Below are 14545 nucleotides of genomic sequence, written 5' to 3' on the forward strand. Positions count from 1 at the left end.
GTTCGACGCCTCAACGGCGTACGTGACGCGGGGTCCCGACAGCGCGGACGCCGGATCACCGAGTAACTTCCCCCCGCGGCGTGACGAAACGCCCCGCCGCCTCGTCTTCGTCGTGTTCCGCGATGCGGACCTCGAGGCCGCCCGGCCGGTGCCCCCCCCCCCCCCCAACTCCGCACCGGTCGGGTGTCGTGGGTGCCGGGGAAGCGGTGTGGGCGAGAATCCGTTGCGGCGCCTCCCGCGCACCGCCCGGTGCGGTTCGCTCAGTCCGGCGAAGGTCGCCAGGCCCGCACCTGATCGATCGCGGCGCGCCACCCCCAGACATTGACCCGCACACCGATCCCGTTGTCGCGGAAGTTGTTCGGCAACGACGTCGGAACGACGGGGGTGTTCGCCACGATCTCGAGCAGACCGTCGGTGAACAGCTCCTTCCCCACGAGGGCCTGAGTGACGACGGCGAGCCCCTCCACCTGGTCCGCACGCGGCGGAGCCTCCCCGCGCCACGGCAGTACACCGGCGACGAACGCCGACCGACTCACCGGACCCGAGCGCCGAAGCGACACGACGTGCAGCGCGCCCCACGCGGAGTCGTCGAGCGGAACCGCGACGACATCGCCCTCGTGCATCGTCACGGTCGTGCGCGGACGGTGAGGAAAAGCGCGCTGCCGGGCCATCCCCCCATCCTGCCGCGCATCCTCGCATCGCGAGCAGAAGCCCCTCCCCGGGCGCAGGACCGAGTCCGCGGCATCCGCGCATCATCCCTCCCGATGAAACGCCGAACGCCGCCGCCCCGCGGAGGGACGACGGCGTTCGATCGCGCGGGCTACTCCCCCGCCGCGGCGGGAGCCGCCTGGGCCGCCTGGGCCGGAACCGCGTCGCGCGGAGCGCCGTGCGGCCGGATCATCGACGGCCGACGCATGAACAGCACCGCGACGAGGCCCAGGGCGATCACAATGATCGGCAGGGTGAGCGACTCGCCCATGGCCTGCGAGAAGCCGGTGACGACCTGGGGCGGAAGCGCGCCCCCGCCGAAGCTGGCCGATGCGTCGGCAGCACCGGGCAGGTTCGCTTCGAGACGGGCCTGCATGAACGCGGCGATGGATGCCGAGCCGATGACCGATCCGACCGTGCGGGTCGTGTTGTAGATGCCGGCGCCCGCGCCCGCCTGACGCGGCGGCAGGTTGCGCGTCGCAGTGGTGGCGAGCGGCCCCCACATGCCGGCGTTTCCGATGCCCATGAAGACGGAGGGGATCAGGAACATCCAGATCGGGGCGTCGTTCAGGATGAGCGCCACGTACAGCCCCAGCGAGCCGCCGACCAGCAGGAGTCCCGGCACGAGCAGGAAGCGCGGGTCGGTGCGGTCGAGAAGCTTGCCCGCGAAGGGGGCGAGCACGCCCGACAGGATCGCGAGCGGCACGAGCAGCAGCGCCGACTCGGTCGGGGTGAGACCGCGGGCGAGCTGCAGGTAGAACATCTGCGGCAGCGCCATGCTCGTCACGGTGAAGCCGACCGCGGCGATCGCGAGGTTGGCGATCGAGAAGTTGCGGTCGCGGAACAGCGCGAGCGGAACGAGCGGCTCGCCCTTGCTGCGCGCCTGCGTCCAGACGAACAGCGCCATGACGACGACACCCGCGGCCACCATCGCCCAGATCCACGCGGCCCACGAGTAGTGCTCGCCCTCTTGCAGGCCGAACACGATGAGGAAGAGTCCGACGGCACTGAGCACGACGCCGAGGATGTCGAACTTGTGCGCAGTGCGCGGCAGCTGCGGCACGAGGATGACGGCGGCGACGAAGCCGATGATGCCGACGGGGATGTTGATGAAGAAGATCCACTCCCACCCGAGGCCGTCGACGAGCAGGCCGCCGGCGAGAGGGCCGACGAGGGTCGCGACACCGGCGGTGGCGCCCCACAGGCCCATGGCCGCCCCACGGTTCTGCGGCGGGAAGGTGCGGGTGATGACGGCCATGGTCTGCGGCGTCATCAGCGCGGCACCGAGACCCTGCACGGCGCGGGCGACGATCAGCACCTCGAGGGAGGGCGCCAGACCGCACGCGAGCGAGGCGAGCGTGAAGAGCGCGAGGCCCGTGAGGTAGATGTTCTTCGGGCCGAAGCGGTCGCCGAGACGGCCGGTGATCAGCAGCGGGACCGCGTACGTCAGCAGGTAGGCGCTGGTGACCCACACGACGTTGTCGAGGTTGTTGGTGTCGGGGTCGAGGGCGGCCTTGATGGCGGGGTTCGCGACCGAGACGATCGTGGTGTCGACCAGGATCATGAAGAACCCGATGACCAGGGCCCAGAGGGCCGGCCAGGGGCTGCGTTCGTGGGTCTTGTGAGACCCGGTGGTGGATGCCGAGGCGGCGCGGGAGTCGGTCATGGGGTGGTCTCCTTTGAGACGCGGTGCTTCTTCTTGATGTGTTCGGGGATTTCGGCGATGCCCCAGGCGAGGGAGCGATCGGCGAGGCGCGCACGCAGGGAGTCCTGCCACGCGAGTTCGGCGTCGAGCAGAGCGGACTGGCGCCGCAGCTCGATGAGGAATTGTTCGGGGGTTTCGCGCTCGGCCGCGGCGGTCAACCCGTCGTGATGGTCCTCGACCGAGGCGACGAGCTCGGCGCGACGCTGGTCGAGCAGGTCGATGACTTCGGCGCGGTCGAGATTGTGGGCTTCGGAGAGGGCGACGCGGAACTCACTCGGCCTGTCGATGCGGGGCAGTTCGGCGCGCACCCACTCTTCGAGGGCCCGATGGCCGGCATCCCGGAGCGTGTAGGTGGTCCGCTCGGGGCGGTTGCCGTCGCGATCGACGCCGGCTTCGGCGAGGAGTCCGTCGCGTTCGAGGCGGGCGACCGTGTGGTAGATCGTGCCCTTCTGCAGCGGGATGAGCCGGTCGTCGCGACGTTCCTTCAACAAACGCACGAGCTCGTACGTGTGCATGTCGGCCTCGCGGAGCGTGGCCAGGATCATGACGGCGACGGGGGTGAGGCGGCTGGTCTGCAGCATCCATCCTCCTCATGGTCCGTGTCGACTAGTCCACATGGACTATACGCGGTCTCGCCACGCCTCGCGAACCCGCGCGGATGAACATCGGGTGTCCGACGCACCTCCGCCTCGCCGCGCGGGGTCGGTCATCCCGCGGACGCCCGCCGGCGGCGAGGGCGTGCGCCCGACGCAGAGCACGCCGCACCCGGTCGGGGCGCGGCGTGCTCGGGACAGGTTCCGAATGCCGGGACTCAGGCCGACGAGGAATCGTTCGCGACCTCGGCAGGCGCGTCCGCTTCCGTCCGGCTCTCTGCCGGTGCCGTCACCGCGCGACGCTGACGCCAGCGCACCGGGATGCCGAAGATTCCCCGCTGGTTGGGCTCCTCGACCTCGAGGCCGTAGTGCTCGCCGATCGAGTCGCGCAGCTGCGCCCGCTCGGCCTTGTCGTACGCCTTCATCTCGCGGCGGAACGCCACCACCGTGGCCCAGCAGATCGCGAGCAGCACGACACTGAAGGGCAGAGCGATGCTGATCGCCGCGGTCTGCAGCGCGTTCAGACCACCCGCGATGAGCAGGGCGAACGCGATCACCGCGGTGGCGAGGGCGAAGAACACGCGCACCCAGTTCTTGGGCTCCTCTTCGCCGCCGGTGGCGATCATGCTCATCACCAGGGCACCGGAGTCGGCGGACGTCACGAAGAACACCGCGATGAGGATGAGGAAGCCGACGATCAAGATCCCGGATGCCGGGACGTTCTCGAGCATCTGGAAGAGAGCCGTCGACACATCGACCGACCCGTCGGGCCCGGTGTAGGTCGCTGTGCCCGTGAGCTCGCCGTAGATCGCGGTGCCACCGAGCACCGTGAACCACAGGATGCCGACGAGGGTCGGAACGAGGATGACGCCGACCACGAACTCGCGCACGGTACGACCCCGCGAGATGCGCGCGATGAAGATGCCGACGAAGGGCGCCCACGAGATCCACCAGCCCCAGTAGAACGCCGTCCACGCGCCCTGCCAGGCGACACCGTCATCGCCCGCGTAGGCGCTGACGGTGAAAGAGAGCCCGACGAAGCTCTGGATGTAGTTGCCGATCGACTGCACCACGTCGCGCAGCAGGAACTCCGTCGGACCGGTGAACAGCAGGAACAGCATGAGGAGACCCGCGAGCACGAGGTTGATGTTCGAGAGCCACTTCATGCCCTTGCCGACGCCGGACAGGAGTGAGAAGAGGACGAACCCGGTGATGATGCCGATGATGATCGCCTGGCTGATGATGCTGGGCGGGACGACGCCGAGGAAGTCGAGGCCCGCGCTGATCTGGATGACGCCCAGGCCGAGCGAGGTGGCGACACCGAACAGCGTGCCGACGAGGGCGGCGACATCGATCGCGTTGCCCCACCCGCCCTGGACCAGACGCGCACCCAGGATCGGCTCGAGAGCCCAGCGGATCGTGCGCGGCCGACGACGGCGGTGGAAGGCGTAGGCGAGCGCGAGACCGAGCACGACGTAGATCGACCACGCGTGCACGCCCCAGTGCAGGAAGGTCTGCGACATCGCCTGCTGCGCGAGCTCGGCGGGAGTGCCCTCGACACCGGGGCGGGGCGAGACGAAGTGGCTCAGCGGCTCACTCACCCCGTAGAAGACCAGGCCGATACCCATGCCGGCGGCGAACAAGAGAGAGAACCACGAGATCGTCGAGAACTCCGGCTCGTCGTCGTCCTGCCCGAGCGTGATATTGCCGAAGCGGCTGAAGCCCATCGCGAGCGCGAAGGCGACGAAGAACGCCGCGATCAGCACGTAGTACCAGTTGAAGGTCGACACGATGAAGGTCTGCACCGAGGCGAAGGTGGCTTCGGCGGCCGCGGGGAAGAACAACGCGAAGGCGATGAACGCGAGGGCGATGCCCGCGGCAGGCCAGAAGACCCAGCCGCGAATCGTCTTGTGGCTGCTGCCCGCGTGGGGGTCGATGGCGACCGCGGGTCCGGGGGTGTCATCGGTCATTTTCCCGAGGGTAGTCAGGCGGGTCGTCGCGGCCGGGGGGCAGGCGCTCGCGCGGGCTGTGTGCCACAATCCGCGCCGATGCGGGGCGCGCGCACCCGCAATAATGAGCGGGTGACCTCCGCTCCCCCGCTCGAGCTCCCGGGCTTCCGCCACGTCTATTCCGGCAAGGTGCGCGACCTCTACGTACCCTCGGACACCGTCGAGGGCGAGGCCCCCGCGCACCTCCTCGTCGTCGCCAGCGACCGCGTGAGCGCCTTCGACCAGGTCCTCTCCCCCGGCATCCCGGACAAGGGCGAACTGCTGACCACCCTCAGCCTGTGGTGGTTCGACCAGCTCGCCGGCGCCGATGGCGGCCGTTCCCTCCCCAACCACCTGGCGGCCGACCACGCACTGCGGGGCGACGACCCGGTGTCCTTGATCCCGGATGCCGTGCAGGGGCGCTCGATGCTCGTCCGGTCCCTCGACATGCAGCCGATCGAGTGCGTCGTGCGCGGCTACCTCACCGGCTCGGGCTGGGCCGAGTATCAGGCGGAGGGCACGGTCTGCGGCATCCCTCTGCCCGAAGGCCTGACCGACGGCGATCGCCTGCCGGAACCGCTCTACACCCCCGCCTTCAAGGCGCCGATGGGCGAGCACGACGAGAACATCACCTTCGAGCGCTCGGTCGAGCTCGTCGGGGTCGAGACGGCCACCGCCCTGCGCGACCTGTCGCTCGAGATCTACCGTCGTGCGTCCGCGACGGCGGAGGCCCGTGGGCTGATCCTCGCCGACACGAAGTTCGAGTTCGGCTACGACTCCGACGGCGTGCTGACGCTCGCCGACGAGGTGCTCACGTCGGATTCCTCGCGATACTGGGACGCCGAGGCCTGGCGCACCGGATCCACGCCCGCCGAGCGCATGGCGAGCTTCGACAAGCAGATCGTGCGCAACTGGCTCGCCGCGAACTGGGACAAGCAGGGCGAGCCGCCCGTCCTTCCCGACGAGATCGTCGAGCGCACGCGCGAGCGCTACGCGACGCTGCTGCGTCTGCTGACCGGCGTCTGACCCGCCCTCTCTCGAAACCGCATCCGTTCGCCGAAACCGCATCGCATCCTCGACGAAACGGTGCGTTCTCGCCGAGCGCGTACGGTCTCGGCCACACCCCCACCTGAGGAGACACATGTTCCGCTGGAAGCTGCACGGCAACGGCCGCACGGTCGAGCCCGGGGCCGTCGTCGCCCCCGGCGAGCGCTTGAACTGGGGCGCGACGATCGCGATCGGCCTCCAGCACGTCATCGCGATGTTCGGCGCGACGTTCCTCGTGCCGGTGCTCACCGGCTTCCCGGTGTCGACGACGCTGCTGTTCTCGGGTGTGGGCACCCTGCTGTTCCTGCTCATCACGAAGAACCGCCTCCCCAGCTACCTCGGCTCGTCGTTCGCGTTCATCGCGCCGATCACCGCCGCCACGGCGACGGCCGGGACGGGCTCGGCCCTGGCGGGCATCGTCGCCGTCGGCGTGCTGCTGGCCGTCATCGGCTTCATCGTGCAGTTCGTCGGTCTCGGCTGGGTCGACAAGGTCATGCCGCCGGTGGTCGCGGGCGCGATCGTCGCCCTCATCGGCTTCAACCTCGCCCCCGTCGCATGGTCGAACTTTCAGCTGCAGCCCCTGCCGGGCACGATCACGCTCGTCGCGGTGATCCTGTTCAGCGTGCTGTTCCGGGGCTTCCTCGGTCGCATCTCGATCTTCCTCGGCGTGATCGTGGGCTACGTCGCGACCGTGATCATCCAGGCGGTCTCGGGCGAGACGCTCATCGACTTCGACGCCGTGGCGCAGGCCCCGTGGGTGGGCCTGCCGACCTTCGAGATCGCCGACTTCACGACGCCGGCGACCTGGTCGGTCATCGCGATGTTCCTCCCCGTCGTGCTGGTGCTCGTGGCCGAGAACGTCGGTCACGTGCGGGGTGTGGCGGCGATGACGGATGCCACGGCCAACCGCTCCACCGGTCGCGCCCTCATCGCCGACGGTGTCGCCACGACCCTCGCGGGAACCTTCGGCGGCTCGGGAACCACGACCTACGGCGAGAACATCGGCGTCATGGCCGCGACCCGCGTCTACTCGACCGCGGTGTACTGGGTCGCCGGCATCACCGCGATCGTGCTGAGCCTCTCCCCCAAGGTGGGCGCGGTGTTCAACACCATCCCCGCGGGTGTCCTCGGCGGCGTCACGACGGCGCTCTACGGCCTGATCGGCATCATCGGCATCAAGATCTGGGTCGACAACCGCGTCGACTTCTCGCGCCCGGTCAACCAGTACACCGGCGCGGTCGCGCTGGTGCTCGCGATCGCCGGGTTCACCATGCAATGGGGCGACTTCCAGCTCGGTGCCATCGTGCTGGGATCGGTCGCGGCCCTGCTGATCTACCACCTCGGCAACGCGATCGCCCGCGCCCGCAAGACCGGCGCCGACGACGGCGGCCCCATCCCCGCGGTGGGTCCCCTGGGCGGCGACCCGAGCTGAGCCGCCGGGGTCCCGGCATCCCCTCCCCTCGTCGCCCGCCGCGGCGCGGAGGTCACCCGCGTTTCGCGAGGCGACCCGCCATGCGGGTGATCTCGACGATCGCCGGTGATCTCGGCGCACGGCAAGCGACAGCGGCGGCACGGTAAACTGGCTCCCGGTGCGTCGGGAAGTCTGGTCGACATTTCGTCGATCGACCCCTCAGGAGGCCTCATGAGCCACGACACCACCCGCGCGCCGAGCTGGCCCGGCTACGCCGAAGTCCACCGCGTCACGACGCTGCTCCGCCGCGAATCCGTCGGCGGCATGCTGCTGGTCGTCGCCGCGATCGTCGCGATCGTCTGGGCGAACTCGCCGGCCTCCGACGCCTACTTCGCGCTGCGCGACTTCCGCTTCGGCTACGAGCCGTGGCACCTCGACCTGAGCCTCGGCACGTGGGCGGCCGACGGCCTGCTCGCGGTCTTCTTCTTCATGGTCGGCCTCGAGCTCAAGCGCGAGATCGTCAGCGGCAGCCTGCGTCGCTTCGGCACCGCGATCGTTCCGGTCACGGCGGCGTTCGCGGGCGTCGCCGTTCCGGCCCTGATCTACGTCGCCATCGTGCACACGCAGCCGAGCCTGCTGGCCGGATGGGCGATCCCGACCGCGACCGACATCGCGTTCGCCGTCGCCGTGCTCGCACTCGTCGGCTCGCACCTGCCCGGGCCCCTGCGCATCTTCCTGCTGACCCTCGCGGTGGTCGACGACCTCATCGCCATCGCGATCATCGCGATCTTCTACACCAGCGACATCTCGCTGCTTCCTTTGGCCGTCTTCGCGGTGCTCGTCGTGATCTACGGCGTCATCGCCCACCGGGCGCGGGCGTGGTTCTCGCGCCACGCGTGGGGGGCGTGGGTCGTGCTGCTGCCGATCGGCTTCGCCGCGTGGGCCTTCCTGCACGCGTCGGGCGTGCACGCCACGATCGCCGGTGTCGCCCTCGCCTTCACCATTCCCGTCGCCGCCTCGCGCCGACAGCCCGAGCACCACGGCATGGATCTCGCCGAGCAGTTCGAGCACCGTTTCCGGCCGCTGTCGAGCGGCATCGCGGTGCCGATCTTCGCATTCTTCGCCGCGGGGGTCGCGGTCGGCGGGGGCGAGGGCGTCATGCGGGCGCTCACCGACCCCGTGACCATCGGTGTGGTGGCCGGTCTCGTTCTCGGTAAGCCGATCGGCATCCTGCTCGGCGTGCGCATCCTGACCCTCGTGACGAAGGTTCGGCTCGACCCGGCGCTGAAGTGGATCGACCTCGCCGGCGTCGGCCTGCTCGCCGGCATCGGATTCACCGTGTCGCTGCTGATCGCCGAGCTGAGCTTCCCCGAGGGCTCCCCGCACACCGACGACGCGAAGATCGCGATCATGGCGGCCTCGATCCTGGCATCCGTCTTCGCCTCCGCCGTGCTGCTGGTGCGCAACCGCCGCTACATGCAGCTCGCGCAGGACGAAGCGGTGGATGCCGATGGCGACGACGTCCCCGACGTGTACCAGCGGCCCGACGCCCGCTGAGCGGAGCGCGCCGGACGACGTCACGAGGCCAGGCTTCGCGACCGGGACAGGACGATTTCCGCAGGAACGGCCCGTTCTTGCGACCGGTGACTCGACCCTCGAGCGTCCCCGCGAGGCCCTATCGGCGCTCTACCCGATTCCGCGGCAGACGAACGTGCACCTCGGGCGCATGGACGTCACCGACGAGTGTCTCACCGCCGAGGACGCCCGCGTGCGTCCCGGCGGGGCCGCATGGCTGCGCGACGCGACCGAGGCGAGCGACCGCGCTCACGGCGTCGTTCCCGCCACCGCCGAGTGGGCGTGACCGCCGTCGACGGAGCCGGTCAGCCCAGGCCCATGCTCGCGAGGACGTTCGTGTGCGTCCGCGTGAACGCGTGCACCTCCGCATCGCCGTAGCTCTCGTCCGAGGTGGCAGAGAACTGGTCGCTACGCACTCGTTCGCCGAAGAGCGACTCGACAGCGGTCGAGAGCTCAGCGCTGATCGGGCCTCCGTACTCGTTCTTTCGATACCCGGAGACCACGGCAACGTCCACGCGCTGACTCTCCGCGACCGGAACCACGGCGATCAGCGTCTCGCGCAGCACCTCCTCGGACACCCATCGGTCGGGATCGTCGACGTCGGCGGGCTCGACGCGCACCGCGACGTAGAGATTGCACGGGCCCTCGCAGTTCTCGCTCGCGGACTCCGCCACCAGGTGCCAGCGGTCACCACCGGCACCGCTCTCGTCGAGCGCCGCCTGAATCGGGGGGATCGCCTTCTCGATGTCGCTCTCGCTCGAGCCGAAGGGGTCGTCGAATGGGGATCGCCCGTCGACGAGGGGGATCATGAAGCAACCCGACATCACGACGGCGATCGTCGCGGCGAGCACCGCGGCGAGCGCCCCTCTGATCGGCGCGCGCCCTCTGGTCGGCATCGATGCTCTGTGCACGGCGAGTCCCCCCTCTGGGAAGCGACGGCACCCCCGCGCCGCCCGTTCATTCCGCCCTCAATGTATCGCCGCTCGCGCGTCGCCTCACGCCCCGGCGCGGCCCCCACCGCGCGGCATGCTCTCGTGGCATCCCTGTGTCCTCGTGACGAGACGGACAGGGTCATCGCGAGGCGGCCTCCCGCGGCCGACGCAGCTGCGCGGCGAACGAGGCGGCGGAGCGGAGGGTGAGCCCCGGGATGTAGCAGCGCACCAGCGCGATGGCGATGGCGGGGATCTGCGTGGCATCCGGATAGATCATCCACAGCGGCGCGAAGTCGGGCTGGAACTTCTTCTTGAAGTTCGCGAGCGAGCGGAACCCGTAGGCCGGCTCGAGAAGGCCGCTGATCACGTCCAACCCGCGGTCGAGGGGACCGAGCGCACCCTCGTCGGCGACCGAGTGTCGAGCGAGAGGCGAGCCCGACAGGCTCATCACGGTCATCCCGTCTTCGCGCAGCCGTTCGACGGCGTCGCCGATGAGGAATTCCATGACCCCGGGCATGGCGTCGTCGCGCCGGCGCATGACGTCGAGGGCGTATCCGGCGATCGCCCCGTCGCGGTGGATCGGGATCCAGCTCGTGAACGCCGTGATGCGCCCCGATCCGTCTCGCGCGACCAGCAGGCGCACCTCGGGGTCGTCGAGCTGGTCCGTCGAGCCGAGGGTGAAGCCCATCTCGGGGATCGTCTTGTCCGAGACCCATGCCTCGGAGATCGCGCGGATCTGCCCGCGGTCGAAGAACGACAGCTCGCTCCACCGCGCCCATCTCGCGGTCAGTCCCTCACGCGCGGCGCGGTTGGTCGCGGTGCGCACGTCCTGACGCTTCTTGCCGGCGGGCGTCCACGTCTGCGGGTCGAGGAAAGCCTCCTCGGCCACCTGCAGCGCCGACCAGCCGAAGGGGGCGAGCCGCTCGCGCTCGGCGTCGTCGACGCTGTAGAAGACCGGCGTCCACCCGTGCTCCTCGCAGAAGGCGACGAACCCCGCTCCGACGGAGGGGTCGTCCCGATCCGGTCCGAAGGCTCCGCCGAGGGTCACGGCGAACCCTCCGCGCACCCGGTAGGCGATCGCCGCCTCGACCTCGGCCGCGAACCAGTACACGTTGCCCTGCCAGAGGGTCATGTGACCGAGGGTGTCACCTGAGCCCGCGGCGAGGAGCGAGCGCGCGCGCTCGCGATCCGGAGCGGCCTCGGCAGCCCCCGAGCGCACGATGAAGCGGGCGGTCGCGGCGACCACGCTCCCCCAGAACAGCAGCGGCGGCAGGTACCAGACGGCCTGCGCGAACCCGGTCATGGGCACGAACACGAGCGCCTCGGGCGGAAGGAGCGAGGGCGGAACGAGGCGCAGGGGCAGCGTCGCGAGGACCGTCGTCACGTTCGGCCACGGACGGAAGTCGGCGGATGCCACGAGGATCCCGACCAGCGCCAGGGCCAGGGCCCCGAGGCCGGCGATCACGACCGTCCGCACGAACGCCCGACGCACGGCGGGCGTCGAGCGCACCTGCACGGCCGAGCGGAACCGGATGAGCAGCGCGGCGACGAGGAGCGGGAGGGCGGCGCCCACGACCATGCCGACGACCGTCTGCCAGACGTCGGCGACGTCGTAGGCGGCGCGCACGGTCGCGAGCTGCTCGAGCGTGTCGGTCTCGCTCAGCATCAGCAGGATGCTCATCGCGACGAAGGTGAGGGCGTTGACCGCCACGGCCAGGTGGAGGGCACCCCGCCGCCCCCGCAGGATCCCCCAGGCCGCGATCAGCAGCACCAGCTGGGGAAGCGCGGCGATCCACCCCGAGGCGGGCTGGAGCTCGGTGTACGTCGCGACGAAGCTCGGGCACGGGGCGCCCGTCGAACCGATCGCGCACACGAGCCCGTCGGCCACGTTCAGAGGGTCGTACGACAGCCAGCTGTAGACCGACAGCACGCCGGCCCCCGAACCCCAGAGGGTCGCGACGACCGGTCCGATCGCGGTGATGGCGGTGAGCGCGGCGAGCAGCACGCGCTTCTCGCGGAGAGAGCTGCGCGGGACGCCGACGGCCCGCGTCCCGCCGAGCACGAGGCCGGTCGCCATGCCCACGGGCAGGGCGATGAGCGTGTACAGGTCCGACGCCGACGCGGCGTAGAGGAACATCGTCACGGCGAGGACGGCCCCGCCGATGCGGATGCGACGGCGCCACAGCGGCGAGGCGAAGCAGCTCGCGGCGATCGCGACGCACAGCAGCGCCGCGATGGGCGGCGCTCCGGTGTCGGGGGTGACGTTCAGCGAGACCTCGGGGATGACAGTTTCTTCGAACCACCCGATGACCTCGCCGATCGCGCAGACGAGAAGGCCGCCGCCCACGAAGGCGGCGAGCAGTCGACGCGTGCCCATCAGCCCCTCGGCCAGACCGCAGACGACGAGGGTCAGCACGACGGTCGCGAGGAGCACGAGCGGGTCGTCGACGCGCACCAGGGCGAGCAGCATGTCGCGCAGGTCGAACGGGCCCGCCTCGAACGTGCTCTGCGTGACGATGGTGATCACGCTGACGACGAGGATCGCCATGGCGACTCCGAGCGTTCCGACACGACGGCGCAGGAGCCCGGGGATGTCCCACCGAGGCGCGCCGCGCTCCGGCCGCGGGGCCCGAGCCGCCTCTGGCGCCGTCTGCACCTTGTCCATCACCGCGACCATCGGTCCTCCCCGAGCGTGCGCACGCCGACCACCGGCATCCTCTCCATGCTCGCGAGACCCCGCGTCCCGCACATCAGCCGGTCGGCCCCGGCGGCGGGCCGATCGGGTGATCCGGGCGGCCCCCGGAGTGCCTAGCCTGGTCGCATGGCATCCACCGCCTTTCCGGTCATCCGCGTCGTCGTCATCGACGACGAGGCGCTCATCCGCTCGGGCTTCTCGCACATCCTCAGCGCCGCCGGCGACATCGAGGTCGTGGCGACCGCCGACGGCGTCCACGCCATGGCGGTCCTCGCCGAGGCCCGCCCCGATGTGGTCCTGCTCGACATCCGGATGCCGGGACGCAACGGCCTCGACGTGCTCCGCGACATCCGCTCGGCCGGGTGGGACATGACGGTGGCGATCCTGACCACCTTCGACTCCGACGACCACATCGCCTCGGCTCTCGACGCGGGCGCGGCCGGGTTCCTGGTGAAGGACACCGATCCGCGTCAGCTCCCCCAGCTCGTGCGCACCCTCCACGGCGGCGGCGTGGTGTTCTCGCCCACCGTGAGTCGCGCGGTGGTGGCCGGGTATCTGCGCCCCGAGCCCGCCGCCGACACCCACCTGATCGACGCGCTGAGTCCGCGCGAGCGTCAGATCCTCGTGCAGCTGGGTCGGGGGCTGTCGAACATCCAGATCGGGGCGGCGATGTTCCTCAGCCCCGCCACCGTCAAGGCGCACATCAGCACGATCCTGGGCAAGCTCGACGTCGACGGTCGCGTGCAGGCGGCCCTCGTGGCGGAGCGCGCGGGGCTGCTCCGCGACGAGGAGGCGCGATGAAGCGCCGCGATGTGCTGATCGACCTGGGGCTCGTCGCCGTCGCCGCGCTCGACGGGGTGCTCGGGCTCTACACCACCGACATGCTCGAGCTGGTGCTGACGCTCGTGGGGGCCGCGGGCCTGCTGCTGCGCCGGCGGCTGCCGCTGCTCTCGCTCGCCCTGGCCCTGCCCGCCCTCTTCCTCACCGGAGGGCCGATCGCCTCGGTCATCGCCCTGTACACCGTCGCCAGCGCGGCGACGGGGATGATCTGGCTCGTCGCCGCGACCGCGATCACCTTCTTGGGCCTGGGTCTGTCGTGGGACACCTTCACCTCGGTCAACGACCACGTCCTCGCGATCGTCTACGCCACGATGACGTCGGGCGGCGCCGTGGCGCTCGGCCGACTGCGTCGGAACCAGAGTCGGCTTTCCGCCAGCCTCGACGAACTCCGCCGCGCTCGGGCCGACGAGAACCGGCGCGTCGCCCGCGAGGCGGTCGCTGAGGAGCGCGCACACCTCGCGCGCGAGATGCACGACGTCGTCTCGCACCAGGTGAGCCTGATCACCGTGCAGGCGGGCGCTCTGATGGTGCGCGCCGACGATCCCGAGGTGGCCGAGACGGCCGACACGATCCGCACCCTCGCCTCCACGACCCTCGCGGAGTTGCGCCAGATGCTGCTCGTGCTCCGCGCCGACGGCCCCGAGGCCGCCCCGCTCGGGCCGCAGCCGACGCTGCGTCACCTCGACGAGATCCTGCATCCCGTCGATCTCGAGGTCGACGCACGCATCGACCTGCGCGAGGGTCTGCCTCCGGCGACGCAGCGCGCGGTCTACCGCACGATCCAGGAGGGCCTCACGAACGTGCGAAAGCACGCCCCCGGGGCGCGCGTCGAGGTCACGGCCACCAGCACGGACACGGGTGCCGTGCACGTCGCCCTCCGCAACGCCGCCTCCCCGGGTCCGCGCCCCGACCCGGCTCCGACGGCGCGGCTCGGACACCTAGGGCTCTCCGAGCGCGCGCACATGCTCGGCGGGTCCTTCCGCGCGGGCCCCCTCGCCGACGGCGGGTACGAGATCGACCTGCGCCTGCCCGCCGCGCCCTGATCACGTCC

The 14545-nt window shown here is 70.6% G+C and carries 12 protein-coding genes; 6 read left to right on the plus strand and 6 right to left on the minus strand.

The window, feature by feature from the left end:
- Window positions 1-260 precede the first annotated feature (260 nt).
- From QBE02_RS09105 to QBE02_RS09120, 4 genes are all read right to left on the minus strand, one after another.
- Window positions 261-671: a hypothetical protein gene (locus tag QBE02_RS09105; protein ID WP_279365443.1), complete on the minus strand. Its 411-nt coding sequence runs from the start codon at window positions 669-671 to the stop codon at window positions 261-263.
- A gap of 149 nt (window positions 672-820) precedes the next feature.
- Complete coding sequence (locus QBE02_RS09110) at window positions 821-2374, minus strand: DHA2 family efflux MFS transporter permease subunit (RefSeq protein ID WP_279365444.1); 1554 nt, start codon at window positions 2372-2374, stop codon at window positions 821-823.
- A complete protein-coding gene (locus QBE02_RS09115; protein WP_279365445.1) occupies window positions 2371-2994 on the minus strand; it encodes a PadR family transcriptional regulator in 624 nt (207 codons plus the stop codon). Before QBE02_RS09115 ends, QBE02_RS09110 begins: the two co-directional genes overlap by 4 nt.
- A 230-nt stretch (window positions 2995-3224) precedes the next feature.
- Window positions 3225-4976, minus strand: coding sequence for a BCCT family transporter (locus tag QBE02_RS09120; protein ID WP_279365446.1), 1752 nt, complete (start codon window positions 4974-4976; stop codon window positions 3225-3227).
- A gap of 78 nt (window positions 4977-5054) precedes the next feature.
- Between QBE02_RS09120 and QBE02_RS09125 the strand changes: the two genes are divergently transcribed.
- The 4 genes from QBE02_RS09125 (at window position 5055) to QBE02_RS09140 (ending at window position 9313) form a co-directional block, all read left to right on the plus strand.
- Complete coding sequence (locus QBE02_RS09125; RefSeq protein ID WP_279365447.1) at window positions 5055-6020, plus strand: phosphoribosylaminoimidazolesuccinocarboxamide synthase; 966 nt, start codon at window positions 5055-5057, stop codon at window positions 6018-6020.
- 115 nt (window positions 6021-6135) lie between these two features.
- A complete protein-coding gene (locus tag QBE02_RS09130; RefSeq protein WP_074696106.1) occupies window positions 6136-7473 on the plus strand; it encodes a uracil-xanthine permease family protein in 1338 nt (445 codons plus the stop codon).
- Window positions 7474-7683: 210 nt separating this feature from the next.
- Complete coding sequence (nhaA, locus tag QBE02_RS09135) at window positions 7684-9009, plus strand: Na+/H+ antiporter NhaA (RefSeq protein WP_279365448.1); 1326 nt, start codon at window positions 7684-7686, stop codon at window positions 9007-9009.
- A 169-nt stretch (window positions 9010-9178) separates the two neighbouring features.
- The gene (locus QBE02_RS09140) at window positions 9179-9313 is read left to right on the plus strand and encodes a hypothetical protein (protein WP_279365449.1); all 135 of its coding nucleotides are present in this window, start codon (window positions 9179-9181) and stop codon (window positions 9311-9313) included.
- Window positions 9314-9332: 19 nt separating this feature from the next.
- Here QBE02_RS09140 and QBE02_RS09145 read toward each other — a convergent pair whose 3' ends face one another.
- Together QBE02_RS09145 and QBE02_RS09150 are read right to left on the minus strand one after the other, a co-directional pair.
- Window positions 9333-9923, minus strand: a complete 591-nt coding sequence (locus QBE02_RS09145; RefSeq protein ID WP_279365450.1) for a hypothetical protein — start codon at window positions 9921-9923, stop codon at window positions 9333-9335.
- A gap of 175 nt (window positions 9924-10098) precedes the next feature.
- Window positions 10099-12507 (minus strand): bifunctional lysylphosphatidylglycerol flippase/synthetase MprF, encoded by a 2409-nt coding sequence (locus QBE02_RS09150; RefSeq protein WP_279365451.1) that lies wholly within the window; start codon window positions 12505-12507, stop codon window positions 10099-10101.
- A 273-nt stretch (window positions 12508-12780) separates the two neighbouring features.
- On the opposite strand from QBE02_RS09150, the gene QBE02_RS09155 reads away from it, so the two are divergent.
- Together QBE02_RS09155 and QBE02_RS09160 are read left to right on the plus strand one after the other, a co-directional pair.
- On the plus strand, window positions 12781-13455 hold the full coding sequence (locus QBE02_RS09155; RefSeq protein ID WP_279365452.1) for a response regulator transcription factor: 675 nt from the start codon (window positions 12781-12783) through the stop codon (window positions 13453-13455).
- Window positions 13452-14537, plus strand: coding sequence for a sensor histidine kinase (locus tag QBE02_RS09160; RefSeq protein WP_279365453.1), 1086 nt, complete (start codon window positions 13452-13454; stop codon window positions 14535-14537). The genes QBE02_RS09155 and QBE02_RS09160 overlap by 4 nt, the downstream gene beginning before the upstream one ends.
- Window positions 14538-14545 lie beyond the last annotated feature (8 nt).

It is taken from the genome of Microbacterium testaceum (genome assembly GCF_029761935.1).
Lineage (GTDB): Bacteria > Actinomycetota > Actinomycetes > Actinomycetales > Microbacteriaceae > Microbacterium > Microbacterium testaceum_A.

Coding starts and splice junctions, on each gene's coding strand:
- QBE02_RS09155 (WP_279365452.1), top strand. CDS start 12,781: ATGGCATCCACCGCCTTTCCGGTCATCCGCGTCGTCGTCATCGACGAC.
- QBE02_RS09120 (WP_279365446.1), bottom strand. CDS start 4,976: ATGACCGATGACACCCCCGGACCCGCGGTCGCCATCGACCCCCACGCG.
- QBE02_RS09130 (WP_074696106.1), top strand. CDS start 6,136: ATGTTCCGCTGGAAGCTGCACGGCAACGGCCGCACGGTCGAGCCCGGG.
- QBE02_RS09140 (WP_279365449.1), top strand. CDS start 9,179: ATGGACGTCACCGACGAGTGTCTCACCGCCGAGGACGCCCGCGTGCGT.
- QBE02_RS09115 (WP_279365445.1), bottom strand. CDS start 2,994: ATGCTGCAGACCAGCCGCCTCACCCCCGTCGCCGTCATGATCCTGGCC.
- QBE02_RS09105 (WP_279365443.1), bottom strand. CDS start 671: ATGGCCCGGCAGCGCGCTTTTCCTCACCGTCCGCGCACGACCGTGACG.
- QBE02_RS09145 (WP_279365450.1), bottom strand. CDS start 9,923: ATGCCGACCAGAGGGCGCGCGCCGATCAGAGGGGCGCTCGCCGCGGTG.
- QBE02_RS09110 (WP_279365444.1), bottom strand. CDS start 2,374: ATGACCGACTCCCGCGCCGCCTCGGCATCCACCACCGGGTCTCACAAG.
- QBE02_RS09150 (WP_279365451.1), bottom strand. CDS start 12,507: ATGGCGATCCTCGTCGTCAGCGTGATCACCATCGTCACGCAGAGCACG.
- nhaA (WP_279365448.1), top strand. CDS start 7,684: ATGAGCCACGACACCACCCGCGCGCCGAGCTGGCCCGGCTACGCCGAA.
- QBE02_RS09125 (WP_279365447.1), top strand. CDS start 5,055: ATGCGGGGCGCGCGCACCCGCAATAATGAGCGGGTGACCTCCGCTCCC.
- QBE02_RS09160 (WP_279365453.1), top strand. CDS start 13,452: ATGAAGCGCCGCGATGTGCTGATCGACCTGGGGCTCGTCGCCGTCGCC.